The sequence below is a fragment of the Pseudomonas sp. TH06 genome (assembly GCF_016651305.1).
GTDB lineage: Bacteria > Pseudomonadota > Gammaproteobacteria > Pseudomonadales > Pseudomonadaceae > Aquipseudomonas.
In genome coordinates this window covers 209,917-231,424 of the sequence record NZ_JAEKEC010000002.1, presented here as the reverse complement: position 1 = coordinate 231,424, position 21,508 = coordinate 209,917, and the positions used below count along the sequence as shown (strand labels likewise).

At 60.8% G+C, this 21,508-nt stretch carries 21 protein-coding genes; 11 read left to right on the top strand and 10 right to left on the bottom strand.

The genetic code is table 11. From position 1 onward, the window contains the following. Nucleotides 1–16: 16 nt before the first annotated feature. The 4 genes from JFT86_RS24615 to JFT86_RS24600 form a co-directional block, all read right to left on the bottom strand. Nucleotides 17–1,705 (bottom strand): ATP-dependent DNA ligase, encoded by a 1,689-nt coding sequence (locus tag JFT86_RS24615; protein WP_201238827.1) that lies wholly within the window; start codon nucleotides 1,703–1,705, stop codon nucleotides 17–19. After that, entirely contained in the window at nucleotides 1,702–2,736 is a 1,035-nt protein-coding gene (locus tag JFT86_RS24610) for a ligase-associated DNA damage response exonuclease (protein ID WP_201238826.1), read from the bottom strand. The genes JFT86_RS24615 and JFT86_RS24610 overlap by 4 nt, the downstream gene beginning before the upstream one ends. 165 nt (nucleotides 2,737–2,901) lie before the next feature. Beyond that, the gene (locus tag JFT86_RS24605) at nucleotides 2,902–5,352 is read right to left on the bottom strand and encodes a penicillin acylase family protein (RefSeq protein ID WP_201238825.1); all 2,451 of its coding nucleotides are present in this window, start codon (nucleotides 5,350–5,352) and stop codon (nucleotides 2,902–2,904) included. 298 nt (nucleotides 5,353–5,650) lie between these two features. Then, nucleotides 5,651–6,295, bottom strand: a complete 645-nt coding sequence (locus tag JFT86_RS24600; RefSeq protein WP_201238824.1) for a glutathione binding-like protein — start codon at nucleotides 6,293–6,295, stop codon at nucleotides 5,651–5,653. 144 nt (nucleotides 6,296–6,439) lie between these two features. Here JFT86_RS24600 and JFT86_RS24595 point away from each other — a divergent pair, with 144 nt between their 5' ends. Continuing rightward, nucleotides 6,440–6,997 carry a cysteine hydrolase family protein gene (locus JFT86_RS24595; protein WP_201238845.1) on the top strand — a complete coding sequence of 186 codons (558 nt, stop codon included), beginning with the start codon at nucleotides 6,440–6,442 and terminating at the stop codon, nucleotides 6,995–6,997. Between the two features lie 146 nt (nucleotides 6,998–7,143). Here JFT86_RS24595 and JFT86_RS24590 read toward each other — a convergent pair whose 3' ends face one another. From JFT86_RS24590 to JFT86_RS24575, 4 genes are all read right to left on the bottom strand, one after another. Next, nucleotides 7,144–7,359, bottom strand: coding sequence for an SEC-C metal-binding domain-containing protein (locus JFT86_RS24590; protein WP_047300006.1), 216 nt, complete (start codon nucleotides 7,357–7,359; stop codon nucleotides 7,144–7,146). After that, a complete protein-coding gene (locus JFT86_RS24585) occupies nucleotides 7,356–7,850 on the bottom strand; it encodes an LEA type 2 family protein (RefSeq protein ID WP_103306588.1) in 495 nt (164 codons plus the stop codon). The genes JFT86_RS24590 and JFT86_RS24585 overlap by 4 nt, the downstream gene beginning before the upstream one ends. A 113-nt stretch (nucleotides 7,851–7,963) precedes the next feature. After that, nucleotides 7,964–8,440: a YchJ family protein gene (locus tag JFT86_RS24580; RefSeq protein ID WP_201238823.1), complete on the bottom strand. Its 477-nt coding sequence runs from the start codon at nucleotides 8,438–8,440 to the stop codon at nucleotides 7,964–7,966. Between the two features lie 4 nt (nucleotides 8,441–8,444). Further along, nucleotides 8,445–8,942, bottom strand: a complete 498-nt coding sequence (locus JFT86_RS24575) for a DUF6231 family protein (protein WP_201238822.1) — start codon at nucleotides 8,940–8,942, stop codon at nucleotides 8,445–8,447. Between the two features lie 199 nt (nucleotides 8,943–9,141). Between JFT86_RS24575 and JFT86_RS24570 the strand changes: the two genes are divergently transcribed. The 4 genes from JFT86_RS24570 (at nucleotide 9,142) to JFT86_RS24555 (ending at nucleotide 11,843) form a co-directional block, all read left to right on the top strand. Further along, nucleotides 9,142–9,837 (top strand): OmpA family protein, encoded by a 696-nt coding sequence (locus JFT86_RS24570; protein WP_201238821.1) that lies wholly within the window; start codon nucleotides 9,142–9,144, stop codon nucleotides 9,835–9,837. 89 nt (nucleotides 9,838–9,926) lie between these two features. Further along, nucleotides 9,927–10,649: an OmpA family protein gene (locus JFT86_RS24565; RefSeq protein ID WP_201238820.1), complete on the top strand. Its 723-nt coding sequence runs from the start codon at nucleotides 9,927–9,929 to the stop codon at nucleotides 10,647–10,649. Nucleotides 10,650–10,810: 161 nt separating this feature from the next. Further along, entirely contained in the window at nucleotides 10,811–11,092 is a 282-nt protein-coding gene (locus tag JFT86_RS24560; RefSeq protein ID WP_201238819.1) for a DUF1145 domain-containing protein, read from the top strand. Beyond that, nucleotides 11,085–11,843: a collagen-like protein gene (locus tag JFT86_RS24555; RefSeq protein WP_201238818.1), complete on the top strand. Its 759-nt coding sequence runs from the start codon at nucleotides 11,085–11,087 to the stop codon at nucleotides 11,841–11,843. The genes JFT86_RS24560 and JFT86_RS24555 overlap by 8 nt, the downstream gene beginning before the upstream one ends. A gap of 154 nt (nucleotides 11,844–11,997) precedes the next feature. On the opposite strand, the gene JFT86_RS24550 is transcribed toward JFT86_RS24555, so the two are convergent. Then, nucleotides 11,998–12,462 (bottom strand): DUF2269 family protein, encoded by a 465-nt coding sequence (locus JFT86_RS24550; protein WP_201238817.1) that lies wholly within the window; start codon nucleotides 12,460–12,462, stop codon nucleotides 11,998–12,000. 99 nt (nucleotides 12,463–12,561) lie between these two features. On the opposite strand from JFT86_RS24550, the gene dinG reads away from it, so the two are divergent. The 5 genes from dinG (at nucleotide 12,562) to pdxH (ending at nucleotide 20,508) form a co-directional block, all read left to right on the top strand. Beyond that, nucleotides 12,562–14,706, top strand: coding sequence for an ATP-dependent DNA helicase DinG (gene dinG, locus JFT86_RS24545; RefSeq protein ID WP_201238816.1), 2,145 nt, complete (start codon nucleotides 12,562–12,564; stop codon nucleotides 14,704–14,706). Nucleotides 14,707–14,799: 93 nt separating this feature from the next. Continuing rightward, on the top strand, nucleotides 14,800–17,298 hold the full coding sequence (locus tag JFT86_RS24540) for a beta-galactosidase (protein WP_201238815.1): 2,499 nt from the start codon (nucleotides 14,800–14,802) through the stop codon (nucleotides 17,296–17,298). Between the two features lie 181 nt (nucleotides 17,299–17,479). Next, nucleotides 17,480–18,625, top strand: a complete 1,146-nt coding sequence (locus JFT86_RS24535; RefSeq protein ID WP_201238814.1) for a serine hydrolase domain-containing protein — start codon at nucleotides 17,480–17,482, stop codon at nucleotides 18,623–18,625. 113 nt (nucleotides 18,626–18,738) lie between these two features. Then, nucleotides 18,739–19,836, top strand: a complete 1,098-nt coding sequence (locus JFT86_RS24530) for an OmpA family protein (RefSeq protein ID WP_201238813.1) — start codon at nucleotides 18,739–18,741, stop codon at nucleotides 19,834–19,836. Between the two features lie 24 nt (nucleotides 19,837–19,860). Next, nucleotides 19,861–20,508 carry a pyridoxamine 5'-phosphate oxidase gene (gene pdxH / locus JFT86_RS24525; RefSeq protein ID WP_201238812.1) on the top strand — a complete coding sequence of 216 codons (648 nt, stop codon included), beginning with the start codon at nucleotides 19,861–19,863 and terminating at the stop codon, nucleotides 20,506–20,508. A 5-nt stretch (nucleotides 20,509–20,513) separates the two neighbouring features. Here the strand turns inward: pdxH and JFT86_RS24520 are convergent, their stop codons facing one another. Continuing rightward, nucleotides 20,514–20,750 carry a hypothetical protein gene (locus JFT86_RS24520; RefSeq protein WP_201238811.1) on the bottom strand — a complete coding sequence of 79 codons (237 nt, stop codon included), beginning with the start codon at nucleotides 20,748–20,750 and terminating at the stop codon, nucleotides 20,514–20,516. Nucleotides 20,751–20,926: 176 nt separating this feature from the next. Between JFT86_RS24520 and JFT86_RS24515 the strand changes: the two genes are divergently transcribed. Further along, nucleotides 20,927–21,391: a glycine zipper 2TM domain-containing protein gene (locus JFT86_RS24515; RefSeq protein WP_007969461.1), complete on the top strand. Its 465-nt coding sequence runs from the start codon at nucleotides 20,927–20,929 to the stop codon at nucleotides 21,389–21,391. Nucleotides 21,392–21,508: the final 117 nt, after the last annotated feature.

Sequence of the window (21,508 nt, the reverse complement as noted above, 5' to 3'; positions counted from 1 at the left end):
GTCCCGGGAAAGGGGGTCAGGCAAGGAGATCTTGCAGGGTGGCAAGACTGTCCGCCTCATCCACAGTCTTGTCCTGCCGCCAGCGCAGCATCCGGGGAAACCTCACCGCAATCCCGCTCTTGTGCCGCCGCGACAGGGCAATCCCCTCAAACCCCAGTTCAAACACCAGACTCGGCTTCACACTGCTCACCGGGCCGAACTTCTCCACCGTGGTTTTGCGCACGATGCTGTCGACCTGGCGCATTTCCTCGTCGGTCAGCCCCGAATAGGCCTTGGCGAACGGCACCAATGCCCGTTGACTGGATTCGGGCGGGCCGTCCCACACGGCAAAGGTGTAGTCGCTGTACAGGCTGGCGCGGCGACCATGCCCGCGCTGCGCGTAAATCAGCACCGCGTCGACACTGAACGGGTCGACCTTCCACTTCCACCACACGCCCATGTCCTTGGTGCGACCGACGCCGTACAAGGCGTCGCGGGCCTTGAGCATCATGCCCTCGACGCCCAGGCGCCGGGACGCTTCACGCTGCCGGGCGAGGTCGAACCAGTCGGTGCCGGTCAAGACCGGGGAGGGCAGCAGCACCGGGCTGTTGCAGCGGGCAATGACTTCTTCCAATTGCGCACGGCGCTTGGCCTGCGGCTGATTGCGCCAGTCTTCGCCTTGCCATTCGAGCAAATCGTAGGCGAGCACCACCACGGGTATGTCTTCGAGAATTTTCTTGTCGAGAGTTTTACGGCCAATCCGTTGTTGCAGCAGGGCGAACGGTTGCACCGCGGGTGGCGCTGGCGATTGCGGATCGAAGGCGTCCTCGGTGCGCGGATGGGTGCTTTTCCACACCACGATTTCTCCGTCGATCACCGTGCCATCGGGCAAGCCGTGGACCAATACATCGAGTTCGGGGAAGCGCTCGGTGACCAGTTCCTCACCCCGCGACCACACCCATAACCGCCCGTCACGCTTGACCACTTGCGCGCGGATGCCATCCCACTTCCATTCCACCTGCCAAGCGCTCGCCGGGCCGATCAGTGCCTCGAACTCTTCAACCGGTTGCGACAAGGCATGCGCGAGGAAAAACGGGTACGGCTGGCCACCGCGCTGAGCGTGCTCGTCGGCAGATTCGGCAGCGATCAGCTTCAGATAACTGGCGGCGTCGGGCCGATTCGACAGGTCGGTATAACCCACCAGTCGCTGCGCCACACGCTTGCTGTCGAGCCCGGCCATCGACGCCAGTGCGCGAGTTACCAGCAATTTCGATACGCCGACACGGAAACTGCCGGTGATCAGTTTGATGCACAACATCAGGCTCGGCCGATCCAGTTGCGCCCACAACGCCGGCAATTGCCGGGACAGGAATTCCGGAGTTTCACCACGCAGCGGCAGCAGTTTGTCCTCGATCCACTCGGCGAGGCCGGCTTCGGAGCTGTGCAGATTTTCCGGGAGCACCAGCGAAATGGTTTCCGCCAGATCGCCGACAGCCTGATAGGACTCCTCGAACAACCATGGCGTCAGCCCCGAGACTTCGACGGCGAGTTCGCGCAGGATCCGCACCGGCACCAGTTGCCGGGGCCGGCCGCCGGACAGAAAGTACACCGCCCAGGCCGCGTCCTGGGGTTCGGCCTGGGCGAAGTAGGTTTGCATCGCCGCCAGTTTGGCGTTGCTGGACGTGGTGGCGTCGAGTTCGGCGTACAACTCGGCGAAGGCTTTCATGCTGGCATCTCGGCGACGGTCGGTTGAGAAGCGATGTTTTCTTCTTCGTCATCGCCGTATTCGGTGTTGAAGCCTTGGGCATCGAGACCTTGTTCGCGCAGATGGCGCACAAGTACCCCGATCGAGCCGTGGGTGACCATTACCCGTTCGGCGCCGGTCTGATTGATCGCCCAGAGCAGACCGGGCCAGTCGGCGTGATCGGACAGCACGAAGCCACGATCCACTCCGCGCCGCCGCCGCGTGCCGCGCAGACGCATCCAGCCGCTGGCGAAGGCATCGCTGAAATCGCCGAAACGGCGCATCCAGGTGCTGCCACCGGCCGAAGGCGGGGCGATCACCAGCGCCTGGCGCATGAGCGGGTCACTTTTTTTCACGTCACCGGCATAGAGGGTTGGTGGCAGGTACACGCCTGCGTCGCGGTAGACGCGGTTCAAGGGTTCAACGGCGCCGTGGCTGAGGATCGGGCCGAGGGTTTCGTCGATGCCGTGAAGGATCCGCTGGGCTTTGCCGAACGAGTAGCAGAACAACACGCTGGTTTTTTCTGCGGCGATATTCGCTTTCCACCACTCGTTGATTTCGCTGAACACCTGCGCCTGCGGCTGCCAGCGGTAGATCGGCAGGCCGAAGGTCGATTCGGTGATGAAGGTGTGGCAGCGCACCGGTTCGAACGGTGCGCAGGTACCGTCCGGTTCGATCTTGTAATCGCCGGAGGCGACCCAGACTTCGCCGCCGTATTCCAGACGCACCTGCGCCGAGCCGAGCACATGCCCGGCCGGGTGAAAACTCAAGGTGACACCGTGGTGGGTCAAGCGTTGGCCGTAGGCTAGGGTTTGCAGGTTGATGTCCTGCCCCAGACGCGCGCGCAAAATCCCTTCGCTGGCGCTGCTGGAAAGGTAATGCTGGTTGCCGGTACGAGCGTGATCGCCATGGGCATGGGTGATCACCGAGCGCTCGACGGGACGCCAGGGGTCAATATAAAAATCCCCGGCGGGGCAGTACAAACCTTCGGGGCGGGCGATAACAAGATCCATGTCGTTACCAGAAATGGGGGGGCTTGTTAGCTATGAGGTTTGCGCGGCTGAAGAAGTTCTATGGATTTTTCGAAGATTTGAACGGCAAAAGATCGCAGCCTTCGGTAACTCCTACATGGATCTCTGTAGGTGCTGCCGAAGGCTGCGATCTTTTGATTTTGCTGTTTATTTACCCGGAGTCAGGGTCAGCCGGTTTTTGCCATACACCCGGTCAAAGTTCTGCGGCTGCATCGGCAAGCCGATGTATTGCCCTTTCAGCCACTGATCAATGCCATTGAGGTAATTCGGGCTGACCGGATTACCCGATTGCCCTGTACCGTTCTGCCCCATCAGCGGTTCGGTCTGACCGAAATCGACGATAAAACGCATCGATGGCGCACGCGTAGTGGTGAAATCCTGACCCCAGGCAAACGCCGCGGTGTTCAACGTGGTGTGATCGCCACCGGCTGCCAGTGGTCCACGAACCGTCTGGCCAGCAGCATTCTTCCACACGTAGCTGTGCAATTTGCCCCACTGCCAGGCTCTGTGATCGCCGCCCAACTGGCTGTCGCCCGCACTGATCGCTGCCGCGAGACTGCGTGCGAGGATCACCGCTTTATCCTCTTTCTGCGGTGTGCGGATGTCGTCCCAGAACGGACTGTCTTCGCGCCCCAGCAGATGATCGGCCTGCGCTGCGTAGGACAAGTCGCCATTGGCGATAAACGCTTTCCACGCCGGGCTGGATTCCGGGCCGAGTTCGTCGAGGAAGATCTGCTTCATGCTTTCTTGCAGGAACAGTTCATAGATCGCCGCATCCGCCGAGGTCGGGCTGAGCTTGCCGTCGAACGCCATCAATCGGGTGAGCGCCTCGCGGGCCTTGCTGCGATCCGCTTCCGGCAATGCATCGATCGCCTGTTTCAGCGGTTGTTTCATGCCTGGCGCTTCGAAGACTTTCTTCAGCTTGGCGGCGAAGGTCGTCGTCTGGTCGTACTGCATGGCGATCACGCTGCGGCTGTCATGCTTACCGCTGCCGGCCAGTTCCGCCAGGCGCTCGCCGCGTTCCGGCGCGGCCCAGGAGTTGGACAGTTGCATGCCGTAACCGTGGGGGATCACGCGCTGGTTGGCGGTGCCGAGCCAGCCTTGTGCCGGGTCCTGATCGTAGGGATGCAGCATCGGGTCGGCGTAACCGTCCCAGTCGTAGCGACCTTCCCAGCCCGGCGAGGGCAGCAAACCTTCGCCTTCACGACGATTCGGGAAACGCCCGGTGACCTGCCAGCCGATATTGCTGGCATCGGCGAACACCAGATTCAGCGCGATGGCGCGGATCTCGCGGCTCGCATCCGAGGCGCGTTCAACGTTCTGTGCACGGCTCAGATCAAAAAACGCGTCGAGGGATTTGTCATCGGTAAAGCTCGGTGTCTGCAACGCCAGGCCGAAACCGTTGCCTTGCGCGGCAGCTTGAGAGCTGTTGAGCAACGCGCCGTGGCGAGTTTCGTACACCGCTTCGCGAATCGGCCGCTGGCCTTTGACGAAATAGGTTTCGTTGCGCACGCCCAGCGGCTGCCATTTGCCGTTGACCTCGTAGGTCAGGCTGCTGCCCTGACGGCGAATTTTTTCCAGGAACAGGTCCTGGTTGTCGCCGAGCACGCTGGTCATGCTCCACGCCACTTTGCCGTTGAAACCACCTAGCACCATCGGCAAACCGGCGACGGTCACGCCTGCCGCTTGATACTTCGGCGCGCGGATCTGTACGAAACTCCAGAGCGACGGCGCGGCCAATGGCCCATGGCTGTCGCTGGCCAGAATGCTCTTGCCGCTGCGGCTGCGTTGCGGGGCAATGGCCCAGTTGTTCGAAGTCTGAGTGCCGAGCAGGTTCAGCGCCGACAGTTGCTGACTGGCGTTGCTCAATTCAGTCAGGCCGGGAATTTGCCCGTTGAGCTTGAGGCCTTGCAGCTTGTCGGCCTCGGTCAGCGGCAGATTCTCGTCCGGAGCGGACGGGGTCAACCAGGCGAGTTTGTCAGTGGTTACGGTTTGCGCGAGCACCAGGGATGAAATTTCTTCCGGCAGGTTGGCCGACTGGCTGAAGTTCAGCAGGGCGAAAATCAGCGCCGAATCTTCCGGCTTCCAGTATTCAGGCTTGTAGCCACTGGAGGCGAGATCGCCCGGCAACTTGTCGGCATAGCGGAACAGGTAGGCGTTGACGCCCCGGGCATAGACTTCGAAGAAACGCTTGAGGCGTGGCGACGAGGCTTTGTACAGCTCACCGGCGCTTTTCTTCAGGTTGACCGCACGCATGTAGCGGTCGGCATCGAGCATCGACGCGCCGGACATTTCCGCCAGACGGCCCTGAGCCAACAGACGCAGGGTGACCATTTGGTTGATGCGGTCGCTGGCGTGGACGTAACCGAGGGTGAACAGCGCATCGTGGAAGCTGTTGCTTTCGATCAGCGGCATGCCCATGGCATTGCGGCGCACCGAAACATTCTGTGCCAGCCCCTTGAGCGGTTGCACGCCGGAGGTGGGCGGGAGAGTGTCCTGAGCGTTCCAGGTCTGGCAACCGGACAGGCTCAAGACACCGGCCACTGCTGCGGCAACGCCGAACCGGGGAAGAAAATGTGTGAGGGCTGGCGAGGCCATGGCAAAGCTCCTGCGGGGGGTAGCGTCAGTAAAGGCGCTACGTTAGTGAGCAGGAGGTGGCCGCGCAAGCGGGGGCGGGGGTTATTTCAGGATTTGTCTGATAAACCGTTCACCTGAGGACAACACAAGACCTGTGGCGAGGGGATTTAGCGAAACGTCGCACCGCCCCGTTGGGATGCGAAGCAGCCCCAAAACCTGCAATCACGGTGTGTCAGACACATCCTGGTCGCAGGAATTAGGACTGCTGCGCAGCCCAACGGGGATAAATCCCCTCACCACAAAAGCCCCTCACTTGGGATCAGGGTTTTGCCGGGTTGACCTGCTGCACCAGCGCATACGCCTTCACCGTCGCCGGGCGATCCTTGATGTGGTTGAACCAGCGCAGCACATGCGGGAAGTCCTCAAGGATCTGACTCTGCCACTTGTGCGAGACGATCCACGGATAGATCGCCATGTCGGCAATGCTGTATTCGCTGCCCGCGACAAATTCGTTATCGGCCAATTGCTTGTTCAGCACGCCGTATAAACGGGCGGTTTCGTCAATGTAGCGTTTGATCGCATAAGGGATCTTCTCCGGCGCGAACTGGCTGAAGTGATGATTCTGCCCAGCCATCGGCCCCAATCCGCCCATTTGCCAGAACAGCCATTGCAGCGTCGTTTGCCGACCGCGCAGATCCTTCGGCAGGAACTGGCCGGTCTTCTCCGCCAGATACAACAAAATGGCCCCGGATTCGAACAGCGACAGCGGCTCACCACCATCGGCCGGCTGGTGATCGACGATGGCCGGGATGCGGTTGTTCGGGGCGATTTTCAGAAAGTGTGGCTGGAACTGCTCACCCTGACTGATGTTGATCGGGTGCACCTTGTACGGCAGGCCGGCTTCTTCGAGGAACAGGGAGATTTTGTGGCCGTTGGGGGTGGTCCAGTAATACAGGTCGATCATGGAAAGCTCCAAAACAGAAATTGGCTTACGTGCGGACAGCAAACGCCGGCATCAGGTCGTCCTGTGTGTTCGATGACTTGCTTAGTAGAAGCAAGTGATGCTCAAGTGCGAGAAATTCAATGACCGCGCGTGAGAAAAATCGCCATGGAGCTTCAGGCCAACGCAGCACTGATCATCATCGACCAGCAAAAAGGCATCCTGCAGCCGCGTTTGGGGCGGCGCAATAATCCGCAGGCTGAAGAGCGAATCCTTGATCTGCTGGGGCTTTGGCGGTGCAGCGGGCGGCCGGTCATCCATGTGCAGCATCTATCACGTGAGCCGGGTTCGGTGTTCTGGCCCCAACAGGAAGGGGTGGAGTTTCAGCAAAGGTTTTTGCCGCAGGACGGCGAATGGCTGATGCAGAAACACGTGCCGGATGCGTTTTGTGCCACCGGACTGGAGACGCGGTTGCGTGAGGCGGGGATCGGGCAATTGGTCATCGTCGGCGTGGCGACTAACAACTCGGTGGAGTCCACGGCGCGCACGGCGGGCAATCTGGGGTTCGATGCCTGGGTGGCGGAGGATGCGTGCTTCACCTTCGACAAGGCCGATTACTTCGGCACGTTGCGAACCGCTGAAGAGGTGCACGGGATGTCGCTGGGGAATCTGCACGGGGAGTATGCGACGGTGATCAGTGCCGGACAGATTCTGGCGGCTGGCTGAATATTTGCGGTGAATCTACCAACGCTATCGCGAGCAGGCTCACTCCTACAGTGATCGCATTCCAACTGAAGAAACTCGGTCAACTGTAGGAGCGAGCCTGCTCGCGAAGACGGCAGGTCAGGCGAAGAGGCTCTTCGCCCAAGGCATCAAGCGCCGTGGCACTTCTTGAATTTCTTGCCGTTGCCGCATGGGCAAGGGTCGTTGCGGCCGACGTCTTTCAGGGCGTTGCGCACCGGTTCCTGGTGGGCGTGGCCGCAGTTCGGGCCGTGAACATGGCCATGATCGTGATCGTGATCGTGATGATGGTCATGATCATGATCGTGGTTGCAGTCAGGGCCATGGACATGAGGTTGCTGAGTCATCGGTGTTGCTCCGGAATTAAATCGGCCGGGATTATCACGCTATTGCGCTCAAGGTGCACGTAGTGGGCGATGAATAAACCGGTTTCCATTTCGCCTTGTAACCGATAGGGAATCTGCTGATTTGGACTTTTCAGCATTTTCACCACCTCTTTTACCTGTGGCCACAAATTGGTGCGAATCGGCACTTTATAAAAGGCGCTGCGCTTCGGCCCGACAGTGATCCAGTGTTCATACTCGCCTTCAGCCAGCAGCATGTCGGCCAGATGGATGCGGTACTCCAGACCGCGCACGGTCAAGTCGCTGTCGTTGGGGTTGTCGATGCGAAAGTGCAGGATGAATTTCTGTTCGAGCAACTTGGCGCGCACCACTTCGACTTTCACCAGATGCACGGCGGGGTCGCGGGTGTCGTCGCTGAACCATGAGGCGCAGCCGCTGAGCCCGAGAAACAGCAGCAGGGTGAGGGTTTTCAGTGTGCGCCAGTGACCGAGCATGGATTGACTCCCTTTGCTGCCAGTCTAGACGGTAAAAGATCGCAGCCATCGGCAGCGCCTACATTGGAATGCGTTCACTTGTAGGAGCTGCCGACGGCTGCGATCTTTTGATCTCAAACGCCGAAATACCCCGCACAGCATTTCTTGAATTTCTGCCCACTGGCACACGGGCAACTGTCATTGCGGCCCAGTTTCAACTGCACCGTCGGGTCGATGAAGTACCAGCGGCCGGCGTTCTGTACGAACGAAGAGCGCTCGCGGTGGCTGTGTTCGCCCTGGTCGTCGTGCCAGCGCGCAGTGAAGGTGACGAAGGCGTGTTCCGGCTGGCCGCCGAAGACCTCCGAGCTTTCGACCTCAAGGCCGAGCCAGGTGCTCTGTGCGCTCCAGGCACTGATCGACTGCCGATCAAGGCCCGACTGTTGAGCGGGCAGGGTGGTCGCCACCAGATAGTCGATGAGCCCGAGCACGTAGGCGCTGTAGCGCGAACGCATCAAGGCTTCGGCACACGGGGCCGGATGGCCTTCGTGATAATGACCGCAGCAGGCATCCAGCAGATTGCCGCTGCCGCAAGGGCAAATGGCTGTACTCATTGCATTACCACCAGTATTTCCCGAAGTTTTCCGGATTGGCCCAGAACCTTGAATTGAGCCAGTCGGGGACTTGTTTGTAGTCAAGCAGATCATAGGTGAACAGGGTCAGCACTTGATCGTCACGCTGGAAGCGTTCGCTGGCTTGCAGTGCCAGCGAGTAGAAATCGGTTTCCTGCCAGCCACTGGCCGCCAGATCCGCCAGCACCGCGATGCGGCTGGCGTTGAGATTGCGGATACCGCCCAACAGGTTCAGGCCGTCGCGTTTGGGCAAATGCTCCAGGCAATCGACCACCAGCGCCAGATCGAAACGCCTTGCCGCCAGTTCTGCCGGCAAGGCGCCGGGCGCGGCGTGAGCCACGCAAGTGTCTGGATGCGCTTGTTTGAAAGCGCTCAGCGCGGGGAACTCACTGGCACCGATCAGCAACAGCCGTGCCGGGGCGTAACGATCCAGCAAAGCGGCCAACGCCTGTTGCGGCGTACGGGAAGAAATGGCGACGTTCATCGAAGCTCCTCAATCAGACCGCCAAGACTAGCCTGCCTGACTGCAGCGGCAAAGAGCCCTGCCGCGCAGGTTTGTGGCAAATGCGCCAAAGTCCTGTGAACACGGTCGCAAACAGCGGTGGCCTATTGCTGGCGGAGATTAAAACTCCGGTCTTTACTCCCTGAATCGGTTCTAAGCCGATCCCTCAGGAGAAAACCAGATGAGCATAGTTCGGACAGCATTACCTTTGATTCTGCTAACCAGTGTGTTGACTGGTTGCGCAGGTTTGCAGAAAACCGACTGGCCGACCTGTGCGGCGGTCGGTGGTGTGGTCGGCGCCGGTCTCGGCGCCACCGAAAGTTCGGCATGGGCCGGCTACGGCGCATTGCTGGTCGGTGGTACGGCAGCGGCTTATTGCTGGGTGCACGGTGATGGCGACGAAGACGGCGATGGTGTGCCAGACAGTCGCGACAAGTGCCCGCACACGCCTAAAGGCGTGCAAGTCGACGCTGACGGTTGCCCACCACCAGCGCCTGCAGCCGTGGTCGAAGAAGCGGTAGTGGTCAAGGAAGAAACCATCGTCATTCGTGATGTGCACTTCCAGTTCGACAAAGCCACGTTGACCGGCCCTGACAAGCAAGTGCTCGACAAAGTCGCCACGCGCCTGAAACAGGAATCCTCGACTGCACAACTGACCGTGACCGGTCATACCGACAGCGTGGGCAGCGATGCCTACAACAAAAAACTGTCGGACCGTCGTGCGCACTCGGTGGTGGAATACCTGATCCAGCAAGGTGTGCCACGCGCCAGCTTCGTTTCGGTGTCCGGTATGGGTGAAAGCCAGCCTGTCGCCGACAACAAAACGGCTGACGGTCGTGCGCAAAACCGTCGTACCGAAATCAAAATCGTCCGCTAGCCCTCTCGCATCCGCGGCTTGTGCAGTCGCGGATGCGGGTCTTTACTCCTGTGTAACCGGTATGGGCCGGTGACACAGGAGCTTTCACAATGACTGTTTTCTCAAGGTCCGTCTTGCCGGTGCTGCTGCTAGGCAGCTTGCTCACCGGTTGCGCCACCCACAGCGATGGCACTGCACCCCTCAATCAACGTACGTGGCCGATCTGCAGCCTTATTGGCGGGCTGGTCGGTGGCGGTCTCGGCGCCATCGAAAGTGGCGGCTGGGCCGGTGGCGGCGCGGCGCTGGGGATACTTACCGGCGGACTGATCTGTTATGCCCAGGACGGCGATGAAGACGGCGACGGCGTATTCGACCGCCGCGACCGTTGCCCCGATACCCCGGCCAACACCCCGGTCGATCACCGTGGCTGTCCACTGCCGCAGTATCCGGTGGCAGAAAAACCTGTCGAACCGGCTCCGCAAAGCGAAGTCATCACCCTTAGCGATGCCGGCAACGTGCTCTTCGATTTCGACAAGTCCGACCTGACGCCGGCGGCGAAAGCCCAGCTCGACACGCTGATGGACAAACTGCGCAATGCCGACGTGGTGAGCATCAAGGTCATCGGCCATACCGACAGCAAAGGATCGGATGCCTACAACCAGGCGCTTTCCGAACGGCGCGCCAGCAGCGTGGCGGCTTATCTGCTGAGTCAGGGCCTGGCGCCGAACAAACTGACCAGTGAAGGGCGTGGCGAAAGCGAGCCGGTGGCGGATAACGCGACCGACGAGGGGCGCGCCAAAAACCGTCGGGTAGAGCTGCACATCAATCGTTAGGATGTGTCTGTAGTCCGCGAGCTAGAGCTGCCGGAGCGATCATCGTCAATCCGGCAGCCATTTGGCGGTTCGCCAAGGTTTTTTCATTTTTGCCTCTGGCTTATCCCCCGCAGAAGCCGTTACTGTGCGCCCAAAGAATAATTCGCAACACGGGGGAGCGTATGAAAGTGTTCTGGGGGCTGGGGCGGTTATTGACCCTGCTGTTCTGCTGTGTGGTGCTGGCCAATCAGCTTGTACCCTTTGTTCATCCGCTGCATCTGCTGGTCAATCTGGCCGGCGGTCTGCTGTTAACGGTCCATGTGCTCGAAGTGCTGCTGTGCAATCGCAGCCTCAAGGGGCGTCCGCACCCTTGGCGTGACCGTGGCCGCATCCTGCTGTTCGGCGTATTCCATCTGCTAACCATCCCGGCCCCGGCCGCTCCGGAGTCTTCTTCCCATGCGTAAACTGTGTCTGCTCGTTGCTTTTATCAGCCCATTGGCCTGTGCTCAGGTGGTCAGCGTCGAAACCAACTCGCTGATGCGTCTGCCCAGTAACACTGGCGCTTTGCAGCTTGAGCGTCTGGAAGTGGCCGATTACGGCACCTTGCTGATCCCCGCCAACGTCACTGAACTGAGCGTCGGTGAGTTGCGCCTCGGTCATGAAGCACGTATCGCCATCGTTCCGGGTGCACAGGCGCTGGACATGAAGGTTGCTCGCGCAGAGTTCAGCGAAGGCAGCCAGATCACCGCGCGCGGTGCGCCGGGCACCTATGAAAAAGCCGCCCGGGCAGGGCGCAATCTGAATCTGCAATTCAAGGCATTGAATGCGCCGCAGCTATTGGTCGATGCCCGTGGCGGCACAGGGGCGCCGGGTTTTGTCGGTCTGGATGGCGGCAACGGTGAAGATCCGGGCTGCACTTATGGCTCGGCCGGGCACGGCGCGGATGGCAGTGACGGCAGTGACGGTCAACCGGGTGCGCCGGGTGGGCTGGTGCGTATTGAAGTGCCTCGCGAGTTTCCGGCCGAGCTGATCAAGGTCAATGTGGCTGGCGGTGCCGGTGGCCCGGCGGGCGTTGGCGGCAAGGCGGGCAAGGGTGGCAAGTCCAAAGGCTGCCTGGTGTATCGCGCCGATGGCGGCAAGAATGGCAAAACCGGCGCCGATGGTCAGCCTGGTCCGGTGGGAGCGGCAGGTGCCGTGACCGTGCAACACCTCTAAAAGAACAGTAGAACTCAGTTGTGGCGAGGGGATTTATCCCCGATGGGTCGCGAAGCGGCCCCGCTCTTGAATTGAAAAGCGGGACTGCCATGCAGTCCATCGGGGATAAATCCCCTCGCCACAACAGTGTTTACAGCTCAAAAAATGCTGTGGCTCAGAGCATCGGCCGAGCCGCGGCAATCGCCACCAGCACCAGTCCGACAATCAGATTGATCCCCACTACCCGGCGAATCCGCCCGAGCACCGCCGCACCTGCCGGCCAGTCCTTCGCTTCAACCGCTTTGCGCAACTCCGGCAGCATCAACCCCTGAATCCGGATAAACAGCGCCGTCATCACCACGTACAACCCGATCATCACCTGCACATACTTCGGCGCGGTTTCGAAACCGACCTGCTGCAGATGCAGCATACCCACGCCGCTGATCGGCAACAGGATCACCGCGACCCAGACCCAGCGGAAAAAACCCTGAAACACTTCCACCCAGAGCGTCAGTCGGGCAGGGCCATCGAGGGCCTTCACGGCCGCGGGGCGCAGGACCATCCAGGCGAAAAACATACCGCCGACCCACACCAGTGCGGACAGGACATGCAGGGGATAAACGAGGCTAAAAGGTGTCATTGGGGCACTCCGTTCTGCGCGGGATTAATTAGCGGGGTATGATAGCCGCCATCCGAAACCACTGAAAATTTATCCAGCGTTTTTTGCGCCCGACAATCCATGATCAGCACTGAACTCAAAACCACGATCCAGGGCGCCTATTCGCGTTTTCTTGAAGCCAAGAGCCTCAAGCCGCGTTACGGCCAGCGCCTGATGATCGCTGAAATCGCCAAAGTCCTCGGAGATATCGATACCGACGACGAAGGCCGGCGCAGTGGCGACCCCGCGATTGTCGCGGTGGAAGCCGGCACCGGTACCGGCAAAACCGTGGCCTACAGCCTGGCGGCGATCCCGACCGCCAAGCTGGCGGGCAAACGGCTGGTGATCGCCACCGCGACCGTCGCGCTGCAAGAGCAGATCGTCTACAAGGATCTGCCCGACCTGATGCGCAACAGCGGGCTGAACTTCAGTTTCGCCCTGGCCAAGGGGCGCGGGCGCTACATGTGCCTCTCCAAACTCGACATGCTGCTGCAGGAAGGCCACGCACAAACCGCCACTGCCCAGCTGTTCGAAGAAGAAGGCTTTAAGATCGAGGTCGATGAGGCCAGTCAGAAGCTATTCACCAGCATGATCGAAAAGCTTGCCGGCAATAAATGGGACGGCGACCGCGACAGCTGGCCCAATGCGCTGGAAGACGCCGACTGGGCGCGCCTGACCACTGATCACAGCCAGTGCACCAACCGTCATTGCCCGAACTTCGGCCAGTGCGCCTTCTACAAGGCTCGCGAAGGCATGGGCAAGGTTGATGTGATCGTCACCAACCACGACATGGTCCTGGCTGACCTGGCACTGGGCGGCGGCGCGGTGTTGCCCGACCCGCGTGACACCATTTACGTGTTCGACGAAGGCCACCACCTGCCGGACAAGGCCATCGGCCACTTCGCCCATTACACGCGTCTGCGCTCCACCGCCGACTGGCTGGAGACCACCGCCAAGAACCTCACCAAACTGCTGGCCCAGCATCCGCTGCCGGGCGATCTGGGCAAGTTGATCGAGCAAGTGCCGGAACTGGCGCGAGAGATCAAGACTCAGCAGCAGTTCATGTTTACCGCCTGCGAGCAGATTGCCGATTTCAAACCCGGTGAAGACGTCGAAGGTCGTGAACGGCCACGCCATCGTTTCGTCGCCGGGGTTATTCCCGAACACATGCGTGAAATGGGCATCGAGCTGAAGAAAGGCTTTTCCCGTCTCAATGATCTGTTTACCCGTCTGACCGACCTGCTCAAGGAAGGCATGGACGGCGAGGTCAACATCGGCATCGCCAGCAATCAGGCGGAAGAGTGGTACCCTCTGTTCGGCAGCCTGTTGTCCCGCGCCTCCGGCAACTGGGAGTTGTGGACCGCGTTCACCGCCGAAGACCCGGAAGACAGCCCGCCGATGGCGCGCTGGCTGACCCTGGCTGAAAGCGGTTCGCTGTTCGATATCGAGGTCAACGCCAGCCCGATCCTCGCCGCCGAAACCTTGCGCCGCAGCCTGTGGAACGTCGCGTACGGCTGCCTGGTAACGTCGGCAACGCTGACTGCACTGGGCACGTTCGACCGCTTCCGCATGCGTGCCGGCCTGCCGAAAAAAGCTGTCACTGCCGTGGTGCCGAGCCCGTTCCATCACGCTGACGCCGGCGTGCTGCGGGTGCCGGACCTGAAGGCCGATCCGCGTGACGCCGCTGCACACACTGCGGCGATCATCCGTGAGTTGCCAGATTTGGTCGAAGGTTCGCGAGGCACGCTGGTGCTGTTCTCTTCGCGTAAACAGATGCAGGACGTGTTCGACGGTCTCGACCGCGACTGGCGCAAGCAAGTGTTCATTCAAGGCAACCTGTCGAAACAGGAAACCTTGAACAAGCACAAGGCGCGGGTCGATGGTGGTGATTCCAGCGTGCTGTTCGGTCTCGCCAGTTTTGCCGAAGGCGTCGACTTGCCGGGCGCGTATTGCGAACACGTGGTAATCGCCAAGATCCCGTTCTCGGTGCCGGACGATCCGGTCGAGGCCGCACTGTCGGAGTGGATCGAAGCCCGTGGCGGCAATCCGTTCATGGAAATCTCGGTGCCCGATGCCTCGCTGAAACTGGTTCAGGCCTGCGGGCGTCTGCTGCGTACCGAAGAAGACCGCGGCACCATCACCTTGCTCGACCGGCGTCTGGTGACCCAGCGCTACGGCAAGGCGATCCTCAATGCGTTGCCTCCATTCCGTCGTGAAATATCCTGAGACATCGGTGGGCAGTTTTGCCCGCCGCGCTGTCTATCTCTCTGCCAACGCTTTTCCATTGGCCTTTTGGTCGTTAGGGAGAACTCCGTTCTTATGATCCGCCGTTCGTTGCCTGCCGTGTTTGCCTTGATCTTCGCCGCCCCGTTGCTGGCGGCGCCTGCTGGCCAGCAGACGCTGTTCAACTTTGTCCGTCCCGCCGACGTGGTGAAAATCAGCACGGAAAACGCCGACCTGCCGCAAGCCAACGCCGAACAAACCCCTGAGGGTGAAGTGCTGCGTCGGGTGACGTTCAACCCGGTGGCTCGCCCGACGTTGCGCCTGACTCCGCAGACCGGCGCTTGGGACTGGTCGCAGTCCGGCATGATGAGCCTGCGCCTGCAGAGTGCGATGAACTGGGCCGTGACGGTCTATGTGCAGATCCAGAGCAACAATGGCCAGACGCTGACCAGTCGCGTCGACCTGCCGGCCGGCCCGGCGCAAACCTTGCTGGTGCCGTTGGTGGCGACCACGCCACTGAGCCAGGGCATGAAGGCCGGGCCGCCGATGCCGATGACCGTCGATGGTCAGCGCATTCTGCTGGCCAGCAGCAGCGGTGAGATTGATCGCAGCCAAATCGTATCGGTGAGTCTGTCGATGGATCAGCCGAAAGTTGCCCAGAGCCTGCTGCTCGAACGCTTTGGTGTGCAGGACGGCGAGGCGGTCACGCAAGCGGTGTATGGCAATCTGGTCGACGCTTATGGTCAGTCGACCCGCAGCAAATGGCCGGAAAAAATCGCCACTGACGAACAACTCAAATCGGCCGCCGCCAAGGAACAGCAACAGCTGAAAACCTGGCTGGCCGAGCGCGAGAAGTCCTCGCTGGACAAGTTCGGCGGCTGGAGCCAAGGCCCGGCGTTCAAGGCCAGTGGTTTCTTCCGCACGGAAAAACGTGAAGGTCGCTGGTATCTGGTGACACCCGAAGGGCATCCGTTTTACTCCCTCGGCGTCAACACCGTCAGCCCTGAGGTCAACCAGACCTACGTGGCGGGGCGCGAATACATGTTCGAATCCTTGCCGAAAATCGGCGATCCCCTCGCCATCCACTACGGTGAAGGTGACAACCGTGGCGGCAACGGTGCCGATCAGGGCCGGGGCTACGGCAATGGGCGCTGGTACGATTTCTATGCCGTCAACCTGCAACGTCTGTATGGCGAACCCTGCACACCGGACAGCGACAGCAAGGCCGGAATCGCTGAAGCGGCCAAGGCTGGCGCGGCGGAAGAAACTGCCGCGAAAGCCGCAGAGCCTGTAGCAGGTGCCAGCGAAGCGAAGTCCGGTGTCGCCGAAGCGGCGAAAACCGACGCCGTGGCGGCGACTGCAAACGAAAAAACGGCCGATCAAGCCGTCAGCGCGCCGTGCAAAACCACCGTCGATGAGCAGAAGTGGACGGCCCATACGCTGGACCGCCTGCAAGCTTGGGGTTTCAACACGATCGGCAACTGGAGTGCCGATGCGCTGGGTGACGCTGATCGCGTGCCATACACCTTGCCGTTGTCGATCGTCGGCGACTACACCAGTATCAGCACCGGCAGCGACTGGTGGGGCGGCATGCCCGACCCGTTCGATCCGCGCTTTGCCATGGCCACTGAGCGCGCCGTGGCCATTGCCGCCCGTGATCACCGCGACGATCCGTGGCTGATCGGCTATTTCGCCGATAACGAGCTGGCCTGGGCCGGTCCCGGCGACGATCCTGAATCGCGCTACGCGTTGGCTTACGGCACCTTGAAAATGACCACCGACGTGCCGGCCAAACGCGCGTTCCTCAAGCAATTGCGTGACAAGTATCGCAATCAGGCAGGGCTGTCAAAGGCCTGGGGCATCGATCTGCCGGCGTGGGAATTGATGGAAGATCCAGGTTTCGTGCCGCCGCTGCCGAACCCGGAGCACCCGGAAATCGAGGCCGACTTCAAATACTTCCAGAAGGTCTTCGCCGACACCTACTTCAAGACCATTTCCGACTCGCTGAAATGGCACGCGCCAAACCAGTTGCTGCTCGGCGGTCGCTTCGCCATCAGCACCCCGGAGGCCGTGGCGTCCTGCGCGCAATATTGCGATGTGCTGAGTTTCAACATGTACACGCTGAAACCGCAGGACGGCTATGACTTTGCCGCGTTGAACGCGCTGGATAAACCGGTGCTGATCACCGAGTTCAACTTCGGCTCCACTGATCGTGGCCCGTTCTGGGGCGGCGTGACGCAACTGGCCAAGGAAGAGGATCGCGGCGTAGCGTATGCCAACTTCCTCAAGCAGGCCTTGAGCGAACCGTCGATTGTCGGCGTGCACTGGTTCCAGTATCTGGATCAACCGGTGACCGGGCGTCTGCTCGACGGCGAGAACGGGCACTTCGGTCTGGTGGGGATTACCGATCTGCCGTATCAGGGCTTTGTTGAAACAGTGCGCAAGAGCAATTTGCAGGCAGTTGATCAGCTCGGTAAAGAGGCTGAGAAAGCCGCAGCGGTCGCCGGTCATGAAGCTGAAGGCGGGCGCAAGGGCGAAGCCGGAAAAGGCCCGGGGGCCGGACATGCGGGCGGGCATTCAGGGAATGGTCATTAACAGCTGATATCGCCAGGATCGCCGCCTGCGTCGGATTCACTCTTCTGTAGGAGCTGCCGCAGGCTGCGATCTTTTGATCTTGTTGTTGATCTGACCGTCGGGCCCGCAACTGTTCCCAAATCCCTCAAGGGCTGGAACAATGCGGGCCACTTTGTAGAGCGTTTTCGCGGGGGAGTTGCGGGTGCAGATTCAGGGACATTACGAGCTTCAATTCGAGCCGGTGCGCGAGGCTTTCGCCGCACTGTTCGACGATCCCCAGGAACGCGGCGCAGCCTTGTGCATTCAGGTCGGCGGAGAAACTGTCCTCGACCTCTGGTCCGGCACTGCCGACAAGGACGGCGCCGAGGCCTGGCACAGCGACACCATCGCCAACCTGTTCTCCTGCACCAAAACCTTCACCGCCGTCACTGCGCTGCAACTGGTCGCCGAGGGCAAGTTGCAACTGGATGCTCCGGTCGCCCGCTACTGGCCGGAGTTCGCTGCGGCCGGCAAAGAGGCCGTGACCCTGCGCCAATTGCTCTGCCATCAGGCCGGTCTGCCGGCCCTGCGCGAATTGCTGGCGCCCGAAGCCCTTTACGACTGGCAAACCATGGTCGATGCCCTTGCGGCGGAAGCGCCGTGGTGGACGCCGGGCACTGGCCACGGTTATGCCGCGATCACCTACGGCTGGCTGATCGGCGAATTGCTCCGTCGTGCTGACGGTCGTGGCCCGGGCGAGTCGATCGTCGCCCGAGTGGCCAAACCGTTGGGTCTGGACTTCCATGTCGGCCTGGCTGACGAAGAATTTCACCGTGTCGCGCATATCGCCCGGGGTAAGGGCAATGCCGGTGACGCCGCCGCTCAACGCTTGTTGCAAGTGACCATGCGCGAACCCACCGCGATGACCACCCGTGCTTTCACCAACCCACCGTCGGTGCTTACCAGCACCAACAAACCGGAATGGCGGCGCATGCAGCAACCAGCGGCCAACGGCCACGGCAATGCGCGCAGTCTGGCCGGTTTCTACGCCGGTCTGCTCGACGGCAGCCTGCTCGAAAGCGACATGCTCGAAGAGCTGACCCGCGAGCACAGCCTTGGCGAAGACAAAACGCTGCTGACCCGCACCCGTTTCGGTCTCGGCTGCATGCTCGATCAACCGGACGTCGCCAACGCCACTTACGGCCTCGGCCCACGGGCATTCGGCCATCCGGGCGCGGGCGGCTCCATCGGTTTTGCTGACCCTGAGCATGATGTCGCGTTTGGTTTTGTGACAAATACCCTTGGACCGTACGTCTTGATGGATCCGCGTGCGCAGAAGCTCGCGCGGGTGCTCGCCACTTGTCTGTAAAGCGTCATCAGAGGTTCCAGGGCCGGAACCTCGGCAGGATTTTCGATTCAAACCGACTGTTTATCCGGGCGAAAGTGCTCTGATTTTTAATTACTTCATTTTGTGGATTTTCAATGTCATCTAAAAAGACTCTCGCCCTGGCCCTGTGTGTGGCGATCACTGGTTGCGCACAGACTCCTAAAAACGATGCGGACGGCGGTAGCTGGTGGCCGTTCGGGTCTTCCGACAAAGTCGCAGCCAAAGAGCCGGCCCCGGCCCCGTTGAAGCCTGCTGCCACTGCTCCGGTTGCCAAGACTGAAAGCAGCAGCCCATGGTACTGGCCGTTTGGCTCGGATGATTCGACCGCCAAGGCCGATACCCAGCCTGAAGCGAAGCCCGCAGCCAAACCGGTTGAAGTGGCCAAAGCCGATGCCGACAAGGGCGGCAAATGGTGGTGGCCGTTCGGCGGCAAGGATCAGGACACCGCCAAAGTCGTGCCGATGCCGGACCCGAAAGTCACTCAAGCCTGGCTCGACGACTATGAACCGCGTCTGCGTACTGCGATCCTTGACAGCAATCTGCAACTCGAACGCCGCGACAACGTGCTGGTCGTGACCGCGCCAGTCGAAGGCTCGTTCAACCCGGATCGCCCGGCGATGCTGCTGCCAGTAACCCTCGGCCCGTTCACCCGCGTGGCGAAAATCCTCGAGGCCGACCCGAAAACTGCGGTGTTGGTACTGGGCCACAGCGATTCCAGCGGTGCTGCGCCAGCGAACATCAAATTGAGTCAGGAACGTGCCCAGGCCATTGCGGCGATCTTCCGCCTCAGCGGTCTGCAACGTGATCGCCTGATGCTGCGCGGCATGGGCTCCGAAGCACCGCGTGCCGCCAACGACAGCGTTGAAGGCCGTGCCTTGAACCGTCGGGTTGAATTGCTGGTGACTCCGCAAAACACCATGGTTGCGCTGCTGAGCAAGTACAACATGCCGGCGCCGAAGCCTGTGACCATGGTCGCAGCGCAAGACGTCAAGCCAGTGGCCAAACCGGTGACACCGGCGCCAGCTGCGAAGAAAGCTGCTGTACCGGCCACTAAAAAGGCTCCAGCCAAGAAAGCCGCTGCCAAAGCTCCGGCGAAAAAGGCCCCAGCCAAGGCTCCTGCGAAGAAAACCGCACCCGCCAAAGCCGCCGCGACCGACAAGAAAGTCGCCGCTGCCGACACCACCAAAAAGTGATTCGCTAACGAAAAGGACTGCGCCATGACCCAGGCTCTGGCAGATATGCGTCGTGATTACACCCGGGATGGATTGACCGAGGCGCAGGCCCCGGCCGAGCCGTTCGCGCTTTTCCACCAATGGTTCGCTGATGCGGTGAAAACCGAGCAGGCGCCGGTGGAGGCCAACGCCATGACCTTGGCCACGGTCGATGCGGACGGGCGTCCGCATTGCCGCATTCTGCTGCTCAAGGGCTTGGACGAACAGGGTTTCACCTTCTTCACCAACTACGACAGTGCCAAGGGCCAGCATCTGGCGGCCAATCCGTTTGCCGCCATGACCTTTTTCTGGCCGACCCTGGAGCGCCAGGTGCGCATCGAAGGCCGGGTAGTGAAGGTCACGCCGGAAGAGTCCGACGCGTATTATCAGGTGCGACCACTCGGCAGTCGTCTCGGCGCCTGGGCGTCGCCGCAGAGCCGGGTGATCAACGGGCGGGGCGAGCTGGAAGATCTGCTCAAGGCTACCGAGCAGCGTTTCAGCGACACCCAGCCTGACTGCCCGGAGCACTGGGGCGGTTACCGCTTGCTGCCCGAACGCATCGAATTCTGGCAGGGCCGTCCGAGCCGTCTGCACGATCGCCTCAACTACCGTTTGCAGGACACCGACTGGATTCTTGAACGTCTGGCACCCTAGGCAGTCTACCGAGCGGGATAGCCTGCCGCAGCGGCCTCAAGCCACTTCGGCAGGTCTCGACGCTTGATTCTTTGCGCCTGAGCCTGGGCCAACCGTTCGAGCATGAAGGCGCGTTTGCCTTCATCCTTGCCAGCCAGTGACAATGCCAGGTCGCGATCCATCCAGCGCTTGATCCGTACGTACAGCCACCAATGGAAGTACAAACCGGCGACGGTGGTGACGACAATGATGAAGTAATCCATGAAAATCCTTGGTGTCCGTGGCGCAGAATCGGTAATTTGGCGCTACTGTAGTGGCTACCTCAGGTAAAGCAGGTGTCTGTACCGCGCCTGAATGAAAGCCAATTTATCCGGGCGGTGTCGTGACAGGCGTCAAGCCGCGGAGTTTAATGAATATATGTTTCTTTGGAGTTGATGCTATGCGTAAGTCTGTTCTGCTGGTTGCTTCCTTTTCCACGATGGCGATGTTGCTTACCGGCTGCCAATCGAGCCTGACCGGTGACTCCTACTCCCGTGACGAAGCGCGTCGCGTGCAGACGATTCGCATGGGCACCATCGAATCCCTGCGCCCGGTGAAAATCGAAGGCACCAAGACCCCGATCGGCGGCGCCGCAGGCGCAGTGGTTGGCGGTGTCGGCGGCAGCGCCATCGGCGGCGGCAAAGGCAGCATCGTAGCGGCGGTCATCGGTGCTGTAGCGGGCGGTCTGATCGGCTCGGCTACTGAAGAAGGCCTGACCCGTACCCAAGGCGTGGAAATCACCGTACGCGAAGACGACGGCAGCATGCGCGCCTATGTGCAGCAGGTTCAGGAGAATGAAGTGTTCCGTGTTGGCGAGCGCGTGCGCATCTCCACCGTTGGCGGGACCAGCCGCGTTTCGCACTAAGCGGAAGGTAGGGTAAAGAAAACCCCGATCAGGTGACTGGTCGGGGTTTTTGTTTTTTGCTTCAATGCAGTAAGTCCGTAATTGCACATGTGCTCATGGAGAACCCCAAACTCTTCG